This window comes from Streptomyces ipomoeae 91-03, assembly GCF_000317595.1.
GTDB lineage: Bacteria > Actinomycetota > Actinomycetes > Streptomycetales > Streptomycetaceae > Streptomyces > Streptomyces ipomoeae.
In genome coordinates this window covers 1-15,800 of the sequence record NZ_AEJC01000647.1, presented here as the reverse complement: position 1 = coordinate 15,800, position 15,800 = coordinate 1, and the positions used below count along the sequence as shown (strand labels likewise).

General features: G+C 69.7%; 13 protein-coding genes. 6 read left to right on the top strand and 7 right to left on the bottom strand.

All coding sequences use genetic code 11. The features are described 5' to 3' along the window. Window positions 1–199 precede the first annotated feature (199 nt). On the bottom strand, window positions 200–574 hold the full coding sequence (locus tag STRIP9103_RS42630; protein WP_048822083.1) for a hypothetical protein: 375 nt from the start codon (window positions 572–574) through the stop codon (window positions 200–202). A 179-nt stretch (window positions 575–753) separates the two neighbouring features. Here STRIP9103_RS42630 and STRIP9103_RS42625 point away from each other — a divergent pair, with 179 nt between their 5' ends. Further along, window positions 754–2,004, top strand: a complete 1,251-nt coding sequence (locus STRIP9103_RS42625; RefSeq protein WP_009340493.1) for a serine hydrolase domain-containing protein — start codon at window positions 754–756, stop codon at window positions 2,002–2,004. A gap of 62 nt (window positions 2,005–2,066) precedes the next feature. On the opposite strand, the gene STRIP9103_RS42620 is transcribed toward STRIP9103_RS42625, so the two are convergent. Next, entirely contained in the window at window positions 2,067–3,113 is a 1,047-nt protein-coding gene (locus tag STRIP9103_RS42620; protein WP_009340520.1) for a hypothetical protein, read from the bottom strand. Window positions 3,114–3,464: 351 nt separating this feature from the next. Then, window positions 3,465–6,047, bottom strand: coding sequence for an aminopeptidase N (pepN, locus tag STRIP9103_RS42615; protein ID WP_009340511.1), 2,583 nt, complete (start codon window positions 6,045–6,047; stop codon window positions 3,465–3,467). Window positions 6,048–6,348: 301 nt separating this feature from the next. Here pepN and STRIP9103_RS42610 point away from each other — a divergent pair, with 301 nt between their 5' ends. Beyond that, on the top strand, window positions 6,349–7,011 hold the full coding sequence (locus tag STRIP9103_RS42610) for a mycothiol-dependent nitroreductase Rv2466c family protein (RefSeq protein ID WP_009340507.1): 663 nt from the start codon (window positions 6,349–6,351) through the stop codon (window positions 7,009–7,011). On the opposite strand, the gene STRIP9103_RS42605 is transcribed toward STRIP9103_RS42610, so the two are convergent. Beyond that, the gene (locus STRIP9103_RS42605; protein ID WP_009340505.1) at window positions 6,995–7,663 is read right to left on the bottom strand and encodes a DUF4240 domain-containing protein; all 669 of its coding nucleotides are present in this window, start codon (window positions 7,661–7,663) and stop codon (window positions 6,995–6,997) included. The two genes, STRIP9103_RS42610 and STRIP9103_RS42605, sit on opposite strands and share 17 nt — an antisense overlap. An 85-nt stretch (window positions 7,664–7,748) precedes the next feature. After that, the gene (locus tag STRIP9103_RS42600; protein WP_009340515.1) at window positions 7,749–7,982 is read right to left on the bottom strand and encodes a hypothetical protein; all 234 of its coding nucleotides are present in this window, start codon (window positions 7,980–7,982) and stop codon (window positions 7,749–7,751) included. Between the two features lie 409 nt (window positions 7,983–8,391). Here STRIP9103_RS42600 and STRIP9103_RS42595 point away from each other — a divergent pair, with 409 nt between their 5' ends. Both STRIP9103_RS42595 and STRIP9103_RS42590 read left to right on the top strand, forming a co-directional pair. Further along, entirely contained in the window at window positions 8,392–8,967 is a 576-nt protein-coding gene (locus tag STRIP9103_RS42595) for a biotin transporter BioY (RefSeq protein ID WP_009340497.1), read from the top strand. 147 nt (window positions 8,968–9,114) lie between these two features. After that, window positions 9,115–10,209: a serine/threonine-protein kinase gene (locus tag STRIP9103_RS42590; RefSeq protein ID WP_009340516.1), complete on the top strand. Its 1,095-nt coding sequence runs from the start codon at window positions 9,115–9,117 to the stop codon at window positions 10,207–10,209. A 53-nt stretch (window positions 10,210–10,262) separates the two neighbouring features. On the opposite strand, the gene STRIP9103_RS42585 is transcribed toward STRIP9103_RS42590, so the two are convergent. Further along, window positions 10,263–11,051 carry a cell wall protein gene (locus tag STRIP9103_RS42585; RefSeq protein WP_048822081.1) on the bottom strand — a complete coding sequence of 263 codons (789 nt, stop codon included), beginning with the start codon at window positions 11,049–11,051 and terminating at the stop codon, window positions 10,263–10,265. Window positions 11,052–11,328: 277 nt separating this feature from the next. Between STRIP9103_RS42585 and STRIP9103_RS42580 the strand changes: the two genes are divergently transcribed. Further along, window positions 11,329–13,422, top strand: coding sequence for a serine/threonine-protein kinase (locus tag STRIP9103_RS42580; RefSeq protein ID WP_459170923.1), 2,094 nt, complete (start codon window positions 11,329–11,331; stop codon window positions 13,420–13,422). 66 nt (window positions 13,423–13,488) lie between these two features. Here STRIP9103_RS42580 and STRIP9103_RS42575 read toward each other — a convergent pair whose 3' ends face one another. Continuing rightward, on the bottom strand, window positions 13,489–14,976 hold the full coding sequence (locus STRIP9103_RS42575) for an amino acid permease (protein ID WP_009340495.1): 1,488 nt from the start codon (window positions 14,974–14,976) through the stop codon (window positions 13,489–13,491). Between the two features lie 283 nt (window positions 14,977–15,259). Here STRIP9103_RS42575 and STRIP9103_RS42570 point away from each other — a divergent pair, with 283 nt between their 5' ends. Next, window positions 15,260–15,745 (top strand): ribose-5-phosphate isomerase, encoded by a 486-nt coding sequence (locus tag STRIP9103_RS42570; RefSeq protein WP_009340513.1) that lies wholly within the window; start codon window positions 15,260–15,262, stop codon window positions 15,743–15,745. The last annotated feature ends 55 nt before the right edge of the window (window positions 15,746–15,800 follow it).

The window sequence follows — 15,800 nt, the reverse complement described above, 5'->3', positions numbered from 1 at the left end:
GCCGATGGTCCGCTGGAGGGAGGGGAGGACGCCTTCGCGGCCGAGGGCGTAGAGGTAGCGCGCCGCGCAGTTGTGGAAGGCCATGCCGCAGGCGAGCGAGCTCGGCCTCCCACCACTGGACGCACTGATCATCTCGGTCCCACTGCCGACGCGCACTGCCCGGACACTCCGGAGTCCGGCCAGTAGGACGGACGCCCGCCTACGAACTCGGTCGGTTCCCGCGCCACCAGGACGGCAGGGCGGGCCGCGTCCCCCTCGCGGCGGCCACGACGACCAGCCCCGCGATGCCATAAGCGATGTAGCCGAGCGCCCGCGCGTAGTGGTCGTCACGCTCCGCGTCCTGCGCGTTCTTCTGCTGCTCGAACGTTCGCGTGCCCGTGGGCCGCATCGTGGTCCAGTCGTCGTAGAGGTGGCAGGTGAACCCCGGCCGCATGGGGCCGGGATGTTCCTCGCCCACCTCGTCGAGGGCGATGCCGGGACACTCGGGCGCGCCGGGAACGGCCACCGCCCGGACCAGGTCGGCCAGCCCCAGCACGACCGGTATCAGGAACAGCACCAGCGAAACGATCGACACGGCCCGCGATTTCACACGGCCCAACCTAAGCGGCACCGGATCGTCGGCGTGGCCGAAAGTCGAGCAACCGCCGCCCCGCGACGCAACCCGACCCGTAGCCACAGGTGTCCCTCTCCCAGAGCCGTGAACCATACGGCTCATAGGACTCATGGCTGGCGCGCGCGACGGGGAGAAGACACATGTCCATGCTGCGTACGGCACTGATGGCGGTGACGGCCGCGACCGCCGCCATGGCGCCGGCGGTCGGTACGGCAGGCCCGGCGGCGGCAGCCCCGGCCGACCGGGACCACGGGAACGACGCGAACCACCGAGAGCATGGCGCGACCCGTCAGGCCGTCGAGGCGGCCGTCGCCGACGGCGTGCCCGGTGTGATCGCACAGGCCAAGGACAAGCGGGGCGGCGTCTGGAAGACGGCGGCCGGGGTCGGGAACCTCGACACGGGAGCGCCGCGCACTCCCAAGGACCGTTTCCGGGTCGGCAGCATCACCAAGACGTTCGTCGCGACGGTCGTGCTGCAGTTGGAGGCCGAGGGAAAGCTGTCGCTGGACGACACGGTCGAGAAGTGGCTGCCGGGCCTGGTCACCGGCAACGGCCACGACGGCGACGCGATCATCGTCCGCCAACTCCTCAACCACACCAGCGGAATCTTCAACAGCACCGAGGACAGCGGCTTCCTCGACACGTACTACTTCGCCGACGGCTTCCTCCGGCACCGCTACGACACGGTGACCCCCGAGCAACTCGTGGCGATCGCGATGAAGCACGAGCCGTACTTCGCGCCGGGCACCGGCTGGCACTACTCCAACACCAACTACGTTCTCGCCGGTCTGATCATCGAGAAGGCCACCGGCAACCCGTACGGCGACGAGGTCCGCGCCCGCATCGTCGAACCGCTCGGCCTGCGCTCCACCACCGTGCCGGGCACCGACCCGACCATGCCGAGCCCCAGCGGCCGGGCGTACAGCAAGCTCGCGCTGACGGCCGACGGACCGACGTACGACGTCACCGAGTTCAACCCGTCGATCCCGTACGCGGCCGGCGAGATCATCTCCACCACCGCTGACCTGAACCGCTTCGTCACCGCCCTCGTCCGTGGCGACCTGCTCCCACCGAAGCAGCAGTCCGAACTGACGACGACGGTCGAAGCCACCGGCTACCCCGACGAGCGGTACGGCCTCGGCATCACCGACGTCGAACTCAGCTGTGGCATCCACGTCTGGGGCCACAGCGGCGACGTCCCCGGCTCCCACTCCGACATGGCCACCACCCCCGACGGCCGCCACTCCCTCGCCTTCAACTTCAACGGCGACTGGGCGGGCGACGCGGAGGCGGTGATCGAGGCGGAGTTCTGCGGGGAGGGCGCGGAGCAGGGGAACGGCGGAGCCGGGGGAGAAGGGGAGCCGGGGGAGCAGGGAAACAGGGCAATATGAGGAAGGGCCGCCGAAACGTACGGCGGCCTTTCCTCTCCCCTCCTGGTTCCCGGGTTACCGGCTCACCGAGGCAACACCACGACATACGCCGCCGGATCCCGGTCGCACGACGCCATCAACGCGGTCCGTACGACGGCCGCCTGCTGCTCCAGCGACTCGCGCAGCTTCTTCGGGGTGATGTGGACGACGGTGATGCCGAGCCGCTCCAACATCTCCCGCTTGCGGGCGTACTCGGACCACAGGGCGTCGTCCTCCTGGCGCGGCGACCGGGTGTCCAGTTCCACCGCGACGGCCTGCTCCGGCCAGTACGCGTCGAGACCGCCGAGGTGAGGACCGCCGGGCAGGCGGAGGTCCACGTTCCAGACCGGGTCGGGGAGACCGTACTCGTTGACCATCCGGTACAGCTGGTCCTCCGCGATCGCCCGCCCCTCGGCGAGCAGCGAGTCCACGGCGTCCACGACATGCGGTCGGCTCAGCAGCCTGGCCTGCGTCAATTCCCGTACGACGGACGCCGGTTCCGTGTGACCGCCGCGCACCGCCTCCATCAGCAGTCGGCGTACGGCGACCGCGTCGGCTAGTTCCGCGACCGCGTCGGCCAGGGCGCGCGGCACCGGCGCGACCGGCAGGCCGGTCACGTACGTCGGGCTCGGCATGGTGGGCGTACGGACGATCCGCGCGTCCCCCATGCTCCTCAGCCGGCGCAGACGTGGGACCAGCACATCGATCTTGTCCAGGGAGAGCAGCGGGGGAGCCGACGAGAAACCGTGCAGCGTCAGGGCGGCCAGGCCCGTGATCACCGCGTCCGTGTAGCGGGCCGGGCTGTGCGCCTGGTCGGCGCTCGGCTGCGCGGGCACCCCCGGCGCGGGTTCGCGGCGCCGGCTCGCGTACGACAGCACGGCGTGCAGCCGCTCCTCGGAGGTCGCCGGGCCCGGGTGCAACAGGTACACCCCCGGCAGGATCTGCTGCCAGGGACCACCGGGCCGGCACTGCTCGTGCATGTCTGCGGGGGGGACACCCTGCGCGCGCAACTGCGCGGCCGTCAGCACCCGGCGGTGGACGTCCGCCAGCCGGCGGAGAGGGCGGGGGGAGAGCGGGGTGTTGTGGTTCATGACCGGGAGGTTCCCGCGTCCCGGCCGCCCGATAACCCCTGTTACAAGCCCGTCGACAAATCCGGACAACCCTACGCTAAAGTACATGCGTTCGACTGCCGATACCCCCAGGTCCAGACGGGGATCGAGAAAGGTTACGGCTCCGAATACCCGAATCTCGTAACTCGGAACCCGTAGGGTCGGACACCCAATAGCTGTCCAGCTGCCCTAGCCGTCCCAACTGCGGGCAATCGTGCCGCTGGGGCGATGGGGGAGGGTGGGCGCAGCGGCACCTCGTAGCGCCGAGTCGCGCAGCCCACCCCCGTCCGGCCCCAGCTCCGGGTGCCCAACACCACAGAGGCTCAGCGGCAGTTACCGGTCACCGGCCGCCGCGTCACACACCTGCCCCCGCAACCCCCGAGCCAGATCGTCCCGGGCCTCCAGCACCAACCTCCGCAACGCCGGCGCGGCCCCCTCGTGCGAAGCAAGCCACGCGTCGGTCGCGTCCAAGGTCGCCTGAGAATCCTGCAGCGAGGGGAACAACCCCCGCACCACATCCATCCCGATCTGAATCGACCGCTCGCCCCACACCCGCTCGATCACCTTGAAGTACTTGACCGCATACGGCGCCACCAACTCCCGCTGGGACGGCCGCCCGAACCCCGCGATCGTCGCCTCGACCAGCGCGTTGGACAGCGCGTCGGACTCCACGACCGACGCCCACGCCTGCGCCTTGACCGCCGCGGACGGCCGCGCCGCCAGGCACCGCACCTGATGCCGCTTCCCGGACGCCGTGTCGTCACGGGCAAGCTCCGCCGCCAACACCCCCTCGTCGGCGACCCCGTACGTGGCCAGCGGCTCCAGGAACGCCCACCGCAGCTCCTGATCCACCTCCAGCCCGTCGATCTTCTCGGTCCCGGCCAGCAGCCCCTGCAACACACCGAGGTCGGCCTCGTTCGACGCCACCGACGCGAAGAACCGCGCCCAGGTCAGCTGATGCTGACTGCCCGGCTCCGCCGCCCGCAGCTCCCGCAACGCGCCCTCGGCCAGCAGCCGTCCGCCCGTCTCCCGCCACTGAGGCGCCGCGTAGTACGTGAGCGCGGAGTTCGCCCAGGCGTGCAGCATCTGCAGCACACCGATGTCGGACTCCCGTCCCGCGAACCGCAGCACCAGGTCGACGAAGTCCCGCGCCGGCAGCAGCGCGTCCCGGGTCAGGTTCCACAGCGCGGACCAGCACAGCGCCCGCGCCAGCGGATCGGTGACGTCCCCGAGCCCGGCGCGCAGCGTGTCCAGCGACTCGGCGTCGAAACGGATCTTGCAGTACGTCAGGTCGTCGTCGTTGACCAGCACCAGCGCGGGCGCCTCGGCCCCGGCCAGCTCATCCACGACCGTACGCGGCCCGTCGACGTCCACCTCGGCGCGCGCGTACCGCTCCAGCGGGCCACCGTCCGCCCGCCGGTAGAGCCCGATCGCCACCCGGTGCGGCCGCAGCTCGGGGTGCGACTCGGCGGCCTCCTGCACCACCGCCAGCTCGTCGATCCGGCCGTCCGCGTCCAACAGCACCTGAGGCGTGAGGGAGTTCACCCCCGCCGTCTGCAGCCACGCCCGCGACCAGGCCGCCATGTCCCGCCCGCTGGTCTCCTCCAACACCGACAGCAGATCCCCGAGCCGCGTGTTGCCGTACGCGTTCCGCTTGAAGTAGCGCCGGGCGCCCTCCAGGAAGGCCTCGCGCCCCACGTACGCCACCAGCTGCTTCAGCACGGAGGCGCCCTTGGCGTAGGTGATGCCGTCGAAGTTGAGCTTGGCGTCCTCCAGGTCACGGATGTCGGCCGTGACGGGGTGGGTGGAGGGCAGCTGGTCGGCGCGGTACGCCCAGGACTTGCGGTTGTTGGCGAAGGTGATCCACCCGTTGGTGAAACGGGTCGCCTCGACCATGGAGAAGGAGCCCATGAAGTCGGCGAACGACTCCTTCAGCCACAGGTCGTCCCACCACACCATGGTCACCAGGTCGCCGAACCACATGTGCGCCATCTCGTGCAGGATGACGTTGGCCCGCCGCTCGTACGACGCCTGCGTGACCTTGCCCCGGAAGATGAACTCCTCGCGGAAGGTGACGAGCCCCGGGTTCTCCATCGCGCCGAGGTTGTACTCGGGCACGAAGGCCTGGTCGTACTTTCCGAACGGGTACGGGTAGTCGAAGTGGTCGTGGAAGAAGTCCAGACCCTGCTTGGTGATCTCGAAGACGTCGTCGGAGTCGAAGTACAGGGCGAGACCCTTGCGGCACATCGCGCCCAGCGGGATCTCCAGCCTCGTACCGTCCTCGAAGACCCGCTCGTAGGAATCCGTCACATAGTGGTACGGACCGGCGACGACGGCCGTGATGTACGTCGAGATCGGCTTCGTCTCCGCGAACCGCCACACCCCGTCCGTCAGCTCGCCGACCCCGTTGCTCCACACGACCCAGCCCTCGGGCGCCCGCGCCTCGAAGCGGAACGGGGCCTTGAGGTCCGGCTGCTCGAAGTTGGCGAAGACCCGGCGGGAGTCGGCCGGCTCGTACTGGGTGTAGAGGTAGACCTCGCCGTCCTCGGGGTCGACGAAGCGGTGCATGCCCTCGCCGGTACGGGAGTAGGCGCACTGGGCGTCGACCACCAGCTCGTTCTCGGCGGCGAGATCGTCGAGGACGATCCGCGCACCGTCGAACACCTCGCTGGGGTCGAGATCGTTGCCGTTGAGGGAGACCGCCGTCACGCTCGGCGCGACCAGATCGGCGAAGCTGGTGGCGCCCGGGTCGGCGCACCGGAAGCGGATGGTCGTCACCGACCGGAAGGTGCGCGGCTCGTCTCCGCCGGAGTCACCGACGGCGGACCGCAGGTCGAGCGAGACCTCGTAGCCGTCGACGGACAGCAGCGCGGCCCGCTCCTGGGCCTCGTCGCGGGACAGATTCTCACCGGGCACGGGCGGCACTCCCTCGGGGGCGGTGTTCAGTATGCGGACAGGCCCGATCCTGCCATGCGCTCCTGACGGTGGGCAGGCGATGGGCGATCGACAGGCGGACGAGGGGCTGTTGGCGACGGTCGGGGCGGGTCGGCGAGCAATCGGCCGGCGGTCGGAAGGGGGGCGTGCGCCGAATCGGAAGGGGGGTGCGCCGAAAAGGAACGCGCCCGCGTGCGAAACGGGAATGAGGGGGGTGGCCCCCGACGTTGTCGCGCTGTTGAGCTGTAATCCGATCCTGTATCACCCCCTTTCGAGGAGAAGCATGTCCGAGCAGTCCTCCCAGTCCTCCGGCAAAACCCCCGTCGACTTCTGGTTCGACCCCCTCTGCCCCTGGGCCTGGATGACCTCGCGGTGGGTCCTGGAGGTGGAGAAGGTCCGGGACATCGAGGTCCGCTGGCACCTGATGAGCCTCGCGGTACTCAATGAGCCCAAGATCGACGAACTGCCCGAGGAGTATCGCGAGCTGCTGCAGACCAAGGCGTGGGGCCCGGTCCGGGTCGTCATAGCCGCCCAGGAGGAGCACGGCGCCGAGGTCCTCGGCGATCTCTACACCGCCCTCGGCACGCGCATCCACAACCAGGGCGAGGGCCCCGAGAAGGAGACGGTCGCCGCCGCCCTGAAGGACGTCGGTCTGCCGGAGTCGCTCATGGACCACTGGGACTCCACCCCGTACGAGCCGCAGCTGCGCGCCTCGCACAAGGAGGGCATCGACAAGGTCGGCCAGGACGTGGGCACCCCGGTCATCGCCGTCCCCGGCTCCGACGGTGAGCAGATCGCCTTCTTCGGCCCGGTCGTCACCCCCGCCCCCAAGGGCGAGGAGGCCGCCAAGCTCTGGGACGGCACCCTCCTCGTCGCCTCGGTCCCGGGCTTCTACGAGATCAAGCGCAGCCGTACCAAGGGCCCCGACTTCAGCAACCTGGTCTGACAGCCGACGGAACGGATCCGACCTCGGACTGGATGGGGCGCCCGGCCGCCGCGGAGCCTCCGGCTCGGTCCGCGACGTGCTTCGCGTACAACGCGGCGAGCCGTGGCAGCCGGCGCCCCAACTCCTCCCAGTCGTCGAAGTCGAAGCCCCAGGACGGGTCCAGTTGCGGATACCGGATGCTGAAGCAGCCCGGCGGCAGGTCCTGGCCGGTGGCCGTGCGGTGCGCGTCCCACGCGATGCCGAGTGTGCGCTCGCAGTCGACCTCGGCCCACTCCTCGGCCGCCGCCCGGATCTCGGGCAGCTCGGCGAGTGAGTCGGGGTCGGCGACAGCCCGCTCGAACACCTCGCGACCCTGGAGTATGAGCCATCCCCGGAAGTAGTCGAAGCCGTCGTCCGAGCAGCCTCCGTTGATCGTGTACGCCGCCGCCCACAAGGGGGCGCGGTACGACTCGGCCAGCAGGTCCCACAGGACCTGCTGGGCGGCCACGATCTCGACGACCGGCCGGGCGGCCAGCAGCGCGGAGGCCCGCTCGGCGACGGCCCCCCAGTCGGCGTCGCCCGCTCCCTCACCCGTGGGAGAGTCGTCGCCCATGGAGGAGGCGGCCGTACGGCGTGCCTCGTCGACGATGTTCCAGAAGTCGCTCGCGTCCATGGAGGGAAGAGTGACAGGGGGGTCTGACAATCCGCCGTGACCTGCGGTTTCCGTCTTCTCCTGCGGTTTCCGCCCTGTCCCGTAGTCACTCCAGGTCGTCGGGCAGCCGCTTGGTGAGTCTGAAGTGCTTCTCGTGGCCGTGGGTGCGCAGATTCAGACAGACCTTGCCGTCCGGGCGGCGGTTGACGCACTTGTAGTAGTTGTCACTGACGGGATTGCCGAGCTGCTGCTGGAGCCAGTCCCGCTGGCCGGAGGTGAGGGGCTCGTGCGGTTCCTCGGAACGGCACGTCTGGCACGTCAGTCGCTTCGGCGTAGGCATCCCCCAAGAATCACGCCAAAACCAACCACAACGGAAGGCTTCCGTCGAAAGACCCCCCGAACAGGAGACGGACCGGGGTCGAGCCCTGGCCGACGTTGCCCGGGTGGTCGTACGCCTGCTCGATGCCCGGCGACCCCGCATGTCTGTCTGATTGGTGAAACCCTACAGAAGCCGCACGGTCCCTCCCGAGTGGTGAAAGCCACTCCGCCCAAGTGATCGGCATCACGCCGTACCCGGTGTAACCCCAACCTCTTGTTCGAAGCCCACCAACCCCCTGTTCCGCCCTTTGTCGAGCGTTGACGGTGTTCGACGCGAGGGCGCTGGGATAGCGTCACCGTGTTCGTTGCCGTGTACACACTCTTACGTCGTACACATGCCTACGTCCCTCTCACACCCTCGCGGAGTCCCCATGAGTACCGCCGTCGCCCCCGCCCGCACCGGTCAGGTCCTCGCCGACCTGCTCCCCGCCTCCCGTGTACGGGACGTGGCACTGGTGGCCGGCGGTGCCGCGCTCACCGGGCTCGCCGCCCAGATCTCCGTACCCGTGCCGGGCTCCCCGGTCCCGGTGACCGGCCAGACCTTCGCCGCCCTGCTCGTCGGCACGGCCCTCGGCGCCGGGCGCGGTGTCGCCGCGCTCGTCCTGTACGCGCTGGCCGGTCTCGCCGGTGTGCCGTGGTTCGCGGGCGGCACCTCCGGCGTCGGCGTGTCCTTCGGCTACATCCTCGGCATGATCCTCGCCTCCGCCGCCGTGGGCGCCCTGGCCCGCCGTGGCGCCGACCGCTCGATGCTCCGTATGGCCGGCACGATGCTGGTGGGCGAGGCGATCATCTACGCCGTCGGCGTCCCCTACCTCGCCGCCACCGCAGACATCTCCCTCTCCGCCGCCGTCGCCCTCGGCCTCACCCCCTTCCTGATCGGCGACGCCCTGAAGGCCGCGCTCGCGATGGGCCTGCTGCCGACGGCGTGGAAGCTGCTCAAGAAGTGACGCAGTGACCGTCTCTGAAGAGGCTCGCCGGGTCGTACTCCGACCTCACCACGGCGAGCCTCTTCCGCGTTGACGCGAAGGCATGCACGACCTGCCCGAATCCGGGCGAACCGTGTTGTCATGGAAGGACGTTGGAGGTGGGCGCACATGCGGGTCTCGGGGCGCTACCGCCTGGTGGACCCGGTCGGGCAGGGCGGCATGGGAAGGGTGTGGCGCGCTGCCGACGAGATGCTGGACCGCTCCGTCGCCGTCAAGGAGCTGCGGCTCGACGGCGGCCCCGGCGACGAGGACCCGCGTACCCGCCGGGAGCGGGCGCTGCGTGAGGCGCGGGCACCGGCCCGTGTCGACCACCCCGGCGTCGTACGCGTCTACGACGTGACCGAGGACGCCGACCGGCTCTGGAGCGTCATGGAACTCGTGGACGCCCCCTCCCTGGAAACCGTCGTCCACGACAACGGCCCCCTCGACACCCGCGAGGCCGCCCGCGTCGGCCTGGCTCTCGCCGAGGCGCTGCGTCAGGTGCACGCGGCCGGGGTCCTGCACCGCGACATCAAGCCCGGCAACGTCCTGCTCGGATCGGGAGGCCGGGTCGTCCTCACCGACTTCGGGATCGCCTCCCTGGAGGACACCCGCCCCCTGACCCGCACCGGCGTCCTCCTCGGCTCCCCGGAATACATTCCTCCAGAACGCGCCCTCAGCCGCCCCACCGGCCCGCCCTCCGACCTCTGGTCCCTCGGCGCCACCCTCTGTACGGCCCTGACCGGCCACTCCCCCTTCGCCCGCGCCTCCACCGCCGAGACACTCCTCGCGATCGTCTACGAGCAGCCCCGACTCCCCGCCGACGACTGCCCGCTGACCCCGTTGCTACGACGCCTGCTGGCCAAGGACCCCGCGGACCGCCCGGACCTGGACGAGATCGAGGCGTACCTGAGGGGGGCGGCGACGATCGCGGACGCGGATGCGGTGGGGGAGAGAGCCACGGCTTCGGCCTCGACGTCAGCCCCGGCCCCGGACCGGGACGCGCCGGGCGAACCGTCCGCGCCGGAGCCTCCCGACCGGCGGTCCCGGCTCCTCGTGGCCCTCCTCGTCCTCGTCACCGCCGCCGTGGCCGCCGTGATGATCGCCACCGTGATCCGCCCCGGCGGCGAAACCCGCCTGCCCGACACGAGCGACCCTCCGACGGTCGCGGGCACCTCACGGTCATCGCCATCGCCATCGTCGCCGTCATCGTCGTCGCCGTAGAAGCCGGGCGGGAGCGGCAGGGTCGTCCAGCTGGGCGTGTCCTGCCGACCGGGTCAGGCCTCCCGCCGCGCCCGGCGGTGGTTCCACCACAGGCCCGCCGCACCCGCCGAGATCAGCGCGGCGCCCGCCATGCCCAGCGGCAGGACCTGCTCGAAGGGGCCGGTTTGGGGCAGCTCGTCCGGCTTGTTGTCCTTGCCGTCCTTGCCGCCACCTCCGCTGCCGCCGCCGTCACCTCCGCCGTCGCCGGGGGTGACCGGGCTGTTGTCGGTGCCGAGGAGCAGCGGGGTGGCGGGCTCGTTGGGCGACTGGTTCGTCGTACCGAACGGGACCGGACCCTGCTGCCAGAACGTCTTCGAGCCATCGGCGCTCTGGACCGGCAGACAGATCTTTCCCTGTTTCTTCAGGTCGTACGTGGCGTCGATCGCATATGTCTTCGACTTTCCGGCCGCCAGATCGTCGATCGCACAGGCGAAACCACTGTTCGCGCCATCGGGAAGATCCCCTTCGGGGATTGCTTTGCAGCCTTCGACATTCTTGACCGTCAGACCGCCGAAACCGACCACGAGCAGACGAATTTCCCCACTCGCCTTGCTTCCCTCGTTCTTTACGACGCCCTTGATCTCCGTTTCCTGGGACTTGTTGTCGACCTCGATCTTCTCGGACAGCAGCGTCGACAGTTTCACTCCTGCCGGTGCCGCATCCATGGCCTTTCCGCCTTTGTTGCTCAAGCCCCCCTCGTCATCCGCCGAGGCCGTGAGGCCGAGGATCATCACCGACGAGAACGATGCCGTGAGCAGCGCTGCCGCGATGGTGGTCCTGGACATCCCGCGACGAGAACTCATGTTCCATCCCCCTTGCTCCCCCTGGCCGTGCCTGAATTCACGGCCACTGAAGAGGTACCACAAAATTTCTCCGCACTATGCTGGTGCGGCACGAAGTGTGACCAATGCGCGACTTTTTGGTTCTGGTCGGCTCTGACGCTGCTTTTGATTCCGCTGTGACAGGCGTGAGCAGATGTTGAAGGGGGGAGCGGGGGTGCCAGGAATAACAAGAGGCGGAGTTCCGGGGCTCATGGTGACCGGCCGTTATCGACTGGTCGAAAGCATTGGCCAAGGCGGAATGGGGCGGGTGTGGCGAGCCACCGACGAAATACTCGACCGACAGGTGGCCGTCAAGGAAATGCGCATCGACGGCCTCGACCCGGAGGACACCCGCACCCGACGCGAGCGAACCCTGCGCGAGGCCAGGGCGTCGGCCCGTATCGACCACCCCGGCGTCGTACGCGTCTACGACGTCGTCGACGAGGGCGAGCGGCTCTGGATCGTGATGGAGCTGATCGACGGTCGCTCCCTGGAACGGCTCCTGGTGGACGACGGCCCCCTCGACGTCCGAGAGACCGCCCGTATCGGCCTCGAACTCGTCGACGCGCTGGGCCAGGTGCACGCCCAAGGAGTACTGCACCGGGACATCAAGCCGGCCAACGTGCTCGTCCGGCGCTCGGGCACCCACCGTGTCGTCCTCACCGATTTCGGCATCGCGGCGATCCAGGACGCCGAGGCCCTGACCATGGTCGGCATGCTGGTCGGTTCCCCCGACTACATGGCCCCCGAACGCGTCTCCGGCCGCCCCCAGGGCCCACCCTCCGACCTCTGGTCCCTGGGCGCCACCCTCTGCGCCGCCCTCGGCGGCCGTTCCCCCTTCTCCCGCTCCACCACCCTCGCCACCCTCCACGCCGTCCTCTACGAAGAGCCCGAACTCCCGCCCACCGCAGGTGAACTGCACGATCTGCTCGCCGCCCTCCTGAAGAAGGACCCGGAGGCCCGCCCCGGTCTGCGGGAACTGACGGAGGCGCTCCGCACGATCGCGACGGGACCGATAGGGGGCGCGGTCGCCGCCCCGGTCGAGCCGGAGCCTTCGGGGGCGGGGGAGGAGCCCGACAGTGGTGAGGCCGAGATCGCAGGCCAGGCGGCAGAGACCGCCGGTGCAGGCGAGCCCGAGGCCTCGTCCGCGCCCCACCCGGAACCCCTGGCAGCGGCACCGGAATCCGCACAGGGTTCCGCACCTTCGGCGGGACCCACCCCCGTACGGCGGACCCCGACGCTACGCAACCGTCCCGAGCCGCCGTCGGACCCCCGCTCGGCACCGGACGACCCCCGATCCGCACCGGAACGCGGGCCCGGGGCGACCCCCGTACCCAGCCCCGAGCCCTCAACCCCCCAACCCGACCGCCCCACCACCCCCGTCCGCAACCGCACACCCGGCGTCCCACCCCCCTCGAACGCTTCCTCCGAAGCCCCACCCACCACCGGCACCCCCGAACTCCCCTCGGAAGGTGCGCCGGCGACACCGAACGCCTGGAGGAGCGGTATCCAGGTGGAGCACCCGGAGCCGAACCCGGCAGAGGCCGGCGCCCCAGCCGGCCCGGCCGGCCCAGCCGCTCCGGTCGGTCAGCGCACCCCGACCGCTCAGCCCACTCCGCTCTCACCGGGGGCACCCGAGGGCGGCCACCTGCCGACGCAGCCCCGTCCCACCCCCACGCCACCGGGCGAGCCGCTGGGCCCGGCGGTCGCGGCCGGATCGGCCGGGTCGGCCAAGTGGTGGCGGGGCAAGCGTCGTACGGCGCTCATCACGGCCGTCGGTCTGGCCGTGGCCGGGGTGGTCGCCGCGGTCGTCGTGCCGGCACTTGGCGGATCACCCGACGACAAGGACGAGGCGTCACCCTCGACATCCCCGTCGAGCTCGGCCCCCACGGTCGCCGGCACCTCGCGCCCGCCCAGCTCTCCACCCAGCCTTCCGCCCGGCTCCCGTAGCGAGGCCGGAGTCTTCGCCTGGATCCCGCCGGACGGTTTCTCGCGCGAGGTGCACAGCGGAGCCGAGGTGCACTACACCTCCCCGGACGCCCGGCAGGAGATCGTGGGCAAGGCGTCCCTCGCGCGCGGCGACCTCCTGGAGCAGTGGCGGAAGAAGGAGGAGAGCACCAGCGAGGGACCGGACTACCGGCGGATCCGTCTGGAGGAGACCGAGTTCCGGGGCAGGCCGGCGGTCGTGTGGGAGTACACGGTCACAGCCCAGGAGCTGCCCTGGCACGTCCGTTCGCTGGGCTTCGACGCCGACGGCAAGTCCTACCAGCTCACCACCTGGTACCACCCGGACATCGAGGCGCGTGCCCTCCCGATCTACGAGAAGGTGGAGAAGAGCTTCACACCCCTGTGAACCACAAAGGGAGCCCGGCGGTGTACGACCACCGCCGGGCTCCCCGCCCGATCAACGGACCCGCGCTCAGCGCACCTTGTCGCCGACCTTGTCGGTGACCTCGGCGGTGGCCGTCTTCGGACCGCTCAGCTTCTCCTTCACCAACGCGATGCCGACGACGACCGCGGCGACCAGCAACGACAGGAGCAGGATCTCCCGGTTGTCGTGCTCGGTGTCGGTGAGCATGTACCCGAGGACGAAGAGGATCAGACCGATGGTGGCCCAGGTCAGATACGGGTACAGCCACATCTTCACGACGAGCTTCTCCGGGGCCTCCCGCTCGATGATCCTCCGCATCCGCAGCTGGGAGAAGCAGATCACCAGCCAGACGAACAGGGCGACCGCGCCGGAGGAGTTGACGAGGAAGAGGAAGACGCCCTCGGGGAAGAAGTAGTTGAAGATGACGGCGACGAACCCGAAGACGACCGAGGAGAGGATCGCGGCCATCGGCACACCCCGGTTGTTCGTACGGCCGAACGCCTTGGGCGCGTCGCCGCGCTCGCCGAGGGAGAAGGCCATGCGGGAGGCGGTGTACAGGCCGGAGTTCAGACAGGACAGCACCGAGGTGAGCACGATGAAGTTCATGATCTGCCCGGCGTGCGCGATGCCCAGCGAGTCCAGGGCGGCGACGTAGGAGCCCTTCTCCTTGATCGAGGGGTCGTTCCACGGCAGCAGCGCGACGACGACGAAGATCGAGCCGAGATAGAAGACGCCGATGCGCCAGATGATGCTGTTGGTGGACTTCGTGACCGCCTGCTGCGGGTTCTCCGTCTCGCCGGCGGCGAGGGTGGCGATCTCGCTGCCCATGAAGGAGAACACGACCAGCAGCACACCGATGAGGATCGCGCCCGGCCCGTTGGGCAGGAACCCGCCGTGGTCGGTGAGGTTCGTCAGCCCCGCCTTGTCCGCCTCCACGCCCGGCAGCAGCCCGAATATCGCGAGCCCGCCGATGACGATGAACGCGGCGATCGCGGCGACCTTGATCCCGGCGAACCAGAACTCGAACTCACCGTAGGAGCCGACGGAGACCAGGTTGGTGGCGGTGAGGACGATCATCACGATCAGTGCCCAGCCCCACTGCGGCACGGCCGGGATCCAGCCTTCCAGGATGACGGCCCCGGCGGTCGCCTCGACCGCGAGCACGACCACCCAGAAGAACCAGTACAGCCAGCCGATCGAGAACCCGGCCCAGCGCCCGAGCGCCCGGTCGGCATGCGCCGAGAACGACCCCGACGTCGGGTTGGCGGCGGACATCTCGCCCAGCATCCGCATCACCAGCACCACCATCGTGCCGACGAGGGCGTACGACAGCAGGATGCCGGGGCCGGCGGTCGTGATACCGGAACTGGACCCGACGAACAGGCCCGCCCCGATCACACCACCGATCGCGATCATCGACAGATGACGGTTCTTGAGACCGGCCTGCAGACCGGGGGAGGACGACGAGGGGGAGCCGGGGGAATCCGGGGAACCCGGGGAGCCGGTCTGGGACGGCAAGGTCGGCTGCGAGGCCATGGGGGAGTTTCCTTTGCGCCGTGATGGAGGTGGGGGAACTTCCGTGCGTCTGCCCACGCTTTCCGCCCGGGACTCCAGTAAGAGCGGGATACGAGAGGAGACCGGAGAGGGCCGCGTGAGCCGAGTAAAAGGCTGGTCCAGTGAATCGGAGGTGAAACGAATCCTGAACCTTTGAATCTAGATTGTTACTTGAGGTTTACTTGAGGTTCCGTGGTGTGGCTCATGCTGTCGGGGCCCCGGCCCCCGTCGCGCCCCGCCGAAACAGGCGTGTCACACTCGGACCATGCGCGTCTACCTCGGCTCCGATCACGCCGGCTACGAACTCAAGAACCACCTCGTCGAGTGGCTGAAGGCCGCCGGCCATGAGCCCGTCGACTGCGGGCCCCACATCTACGACGCCCAGGACGACTACCCGCCGTTCTGCCTCCGTGCCGCCGAGCGCACGGCCGCCGACGACGGTTCCCTCGGCATCGTGATCGGCGGCTCCGGGAACGGGGAACAGATCGCCGCGAACAAGGTGGCCGGGGTCCGTGCGGCGCTCGCCTGGAGCGTGGAGACCGCGGCACTGGGGCGCGAGCACAACAACGCGAACGTCGTGGCCGTCGGCGCCCGCATGCACTCCCAGGAGGACGCCACCAAGTTCGTGGAGACCTTCCTCAACACCCCGTTCTCCGGTGACGAGCGTCATATCCGCCGTATCGACATGCTGAGCGCCTACGAAACGACGGGCGACCTCCCGCCGATCCCGGCCCACCACCCTCAGCAGTAGTTTTTCCGCCCGCCTGAGAGCTCGGGAGGACGGGGTTGTCGGGCGGGTGCGGGTG

Bases quoted from the DNA above. Each gene is read 5' to 3' on its own strand.
- STRIP9103_RS42625 (WP_009340493.1), top strand. From the start codon at position 754: ATGTCCATGCTGCGTACGGCACTGATGGCGGTGACGGCCGCGACCGCC.
- STRIP9103_RS42620 (WP_009340520.1), bottom strand. From the start codon at position 3,113: ATGAACCACAACACCCCGCTCTCCCCCCGCCCTCTCCGCCGGCTGGCG.
- STRIP9103_RS42610 (WP_009340507.1), top strand. From the start codon at position 6,349: ATGTCCGAGCAGTCCTCCCAGTCCTCCGGCAAAACCCCCGTCGACTTC.
- STRIP9103_RS42605 (WP_009340505.1), bottom strand. From the start codon at position 7,663: ATGGACGCGAGCGACTTCTGGAACATCGTCGACGAGGCACGCCGTACG.
- STRIP9103_RS42600 (WP_009340515.1), bottom strand. From the start codon at position 7,982: ATGCCTACGCCGAAGCGACTGACGTGCCAGACGTGCCGTTCCGAGGAA.
- STRIP9103_RS42595 (WP_009340497.1), top strand. From the start codon at position 8,392: ATGAGTACCGCCGTCGCCCCCGCCCGCACCGGTCAGGTCCTCGCCGAC.
- STRIP9103_RS42590 (WP_009340516.1), top strand. From the start codon at position 9,115: ATGCGGGTCTCGGGGCGCTACCGCCTGGTGGACCCGGTCGGGCAGGGC.
- STRIP9103_RS42585 (WP_048822081.1), bottom strand. From the start codon at position 11,051: ATGAGTTCTCGTCGCGGGATGTCCAGGACCACCATCGCGGCAGCGCTG.
- STRIP9103_RS42580 (WP_459170923.1), top strand. From the start codon at position 11,329: ATGGGGCGGGTGTGGCGAGCCACCGACGAAATACTCGACCGACAGGTG.
- STRIP9103_RS42575 (WP_009340495.1), bottom strand. From the start codon at position 14,976: ATGGCCTCGCAGCCGACCTTGCCGTCCCAGACCGGCTCCCCGGGTTCC.
- STRIP9103_RS42570 (WP_009340513.1), top strand. From the start codon at position 15,260: ATGCGCGTCTACCTCGGCTCCGATCACGCCGGCTACGAACTCAAGAAC.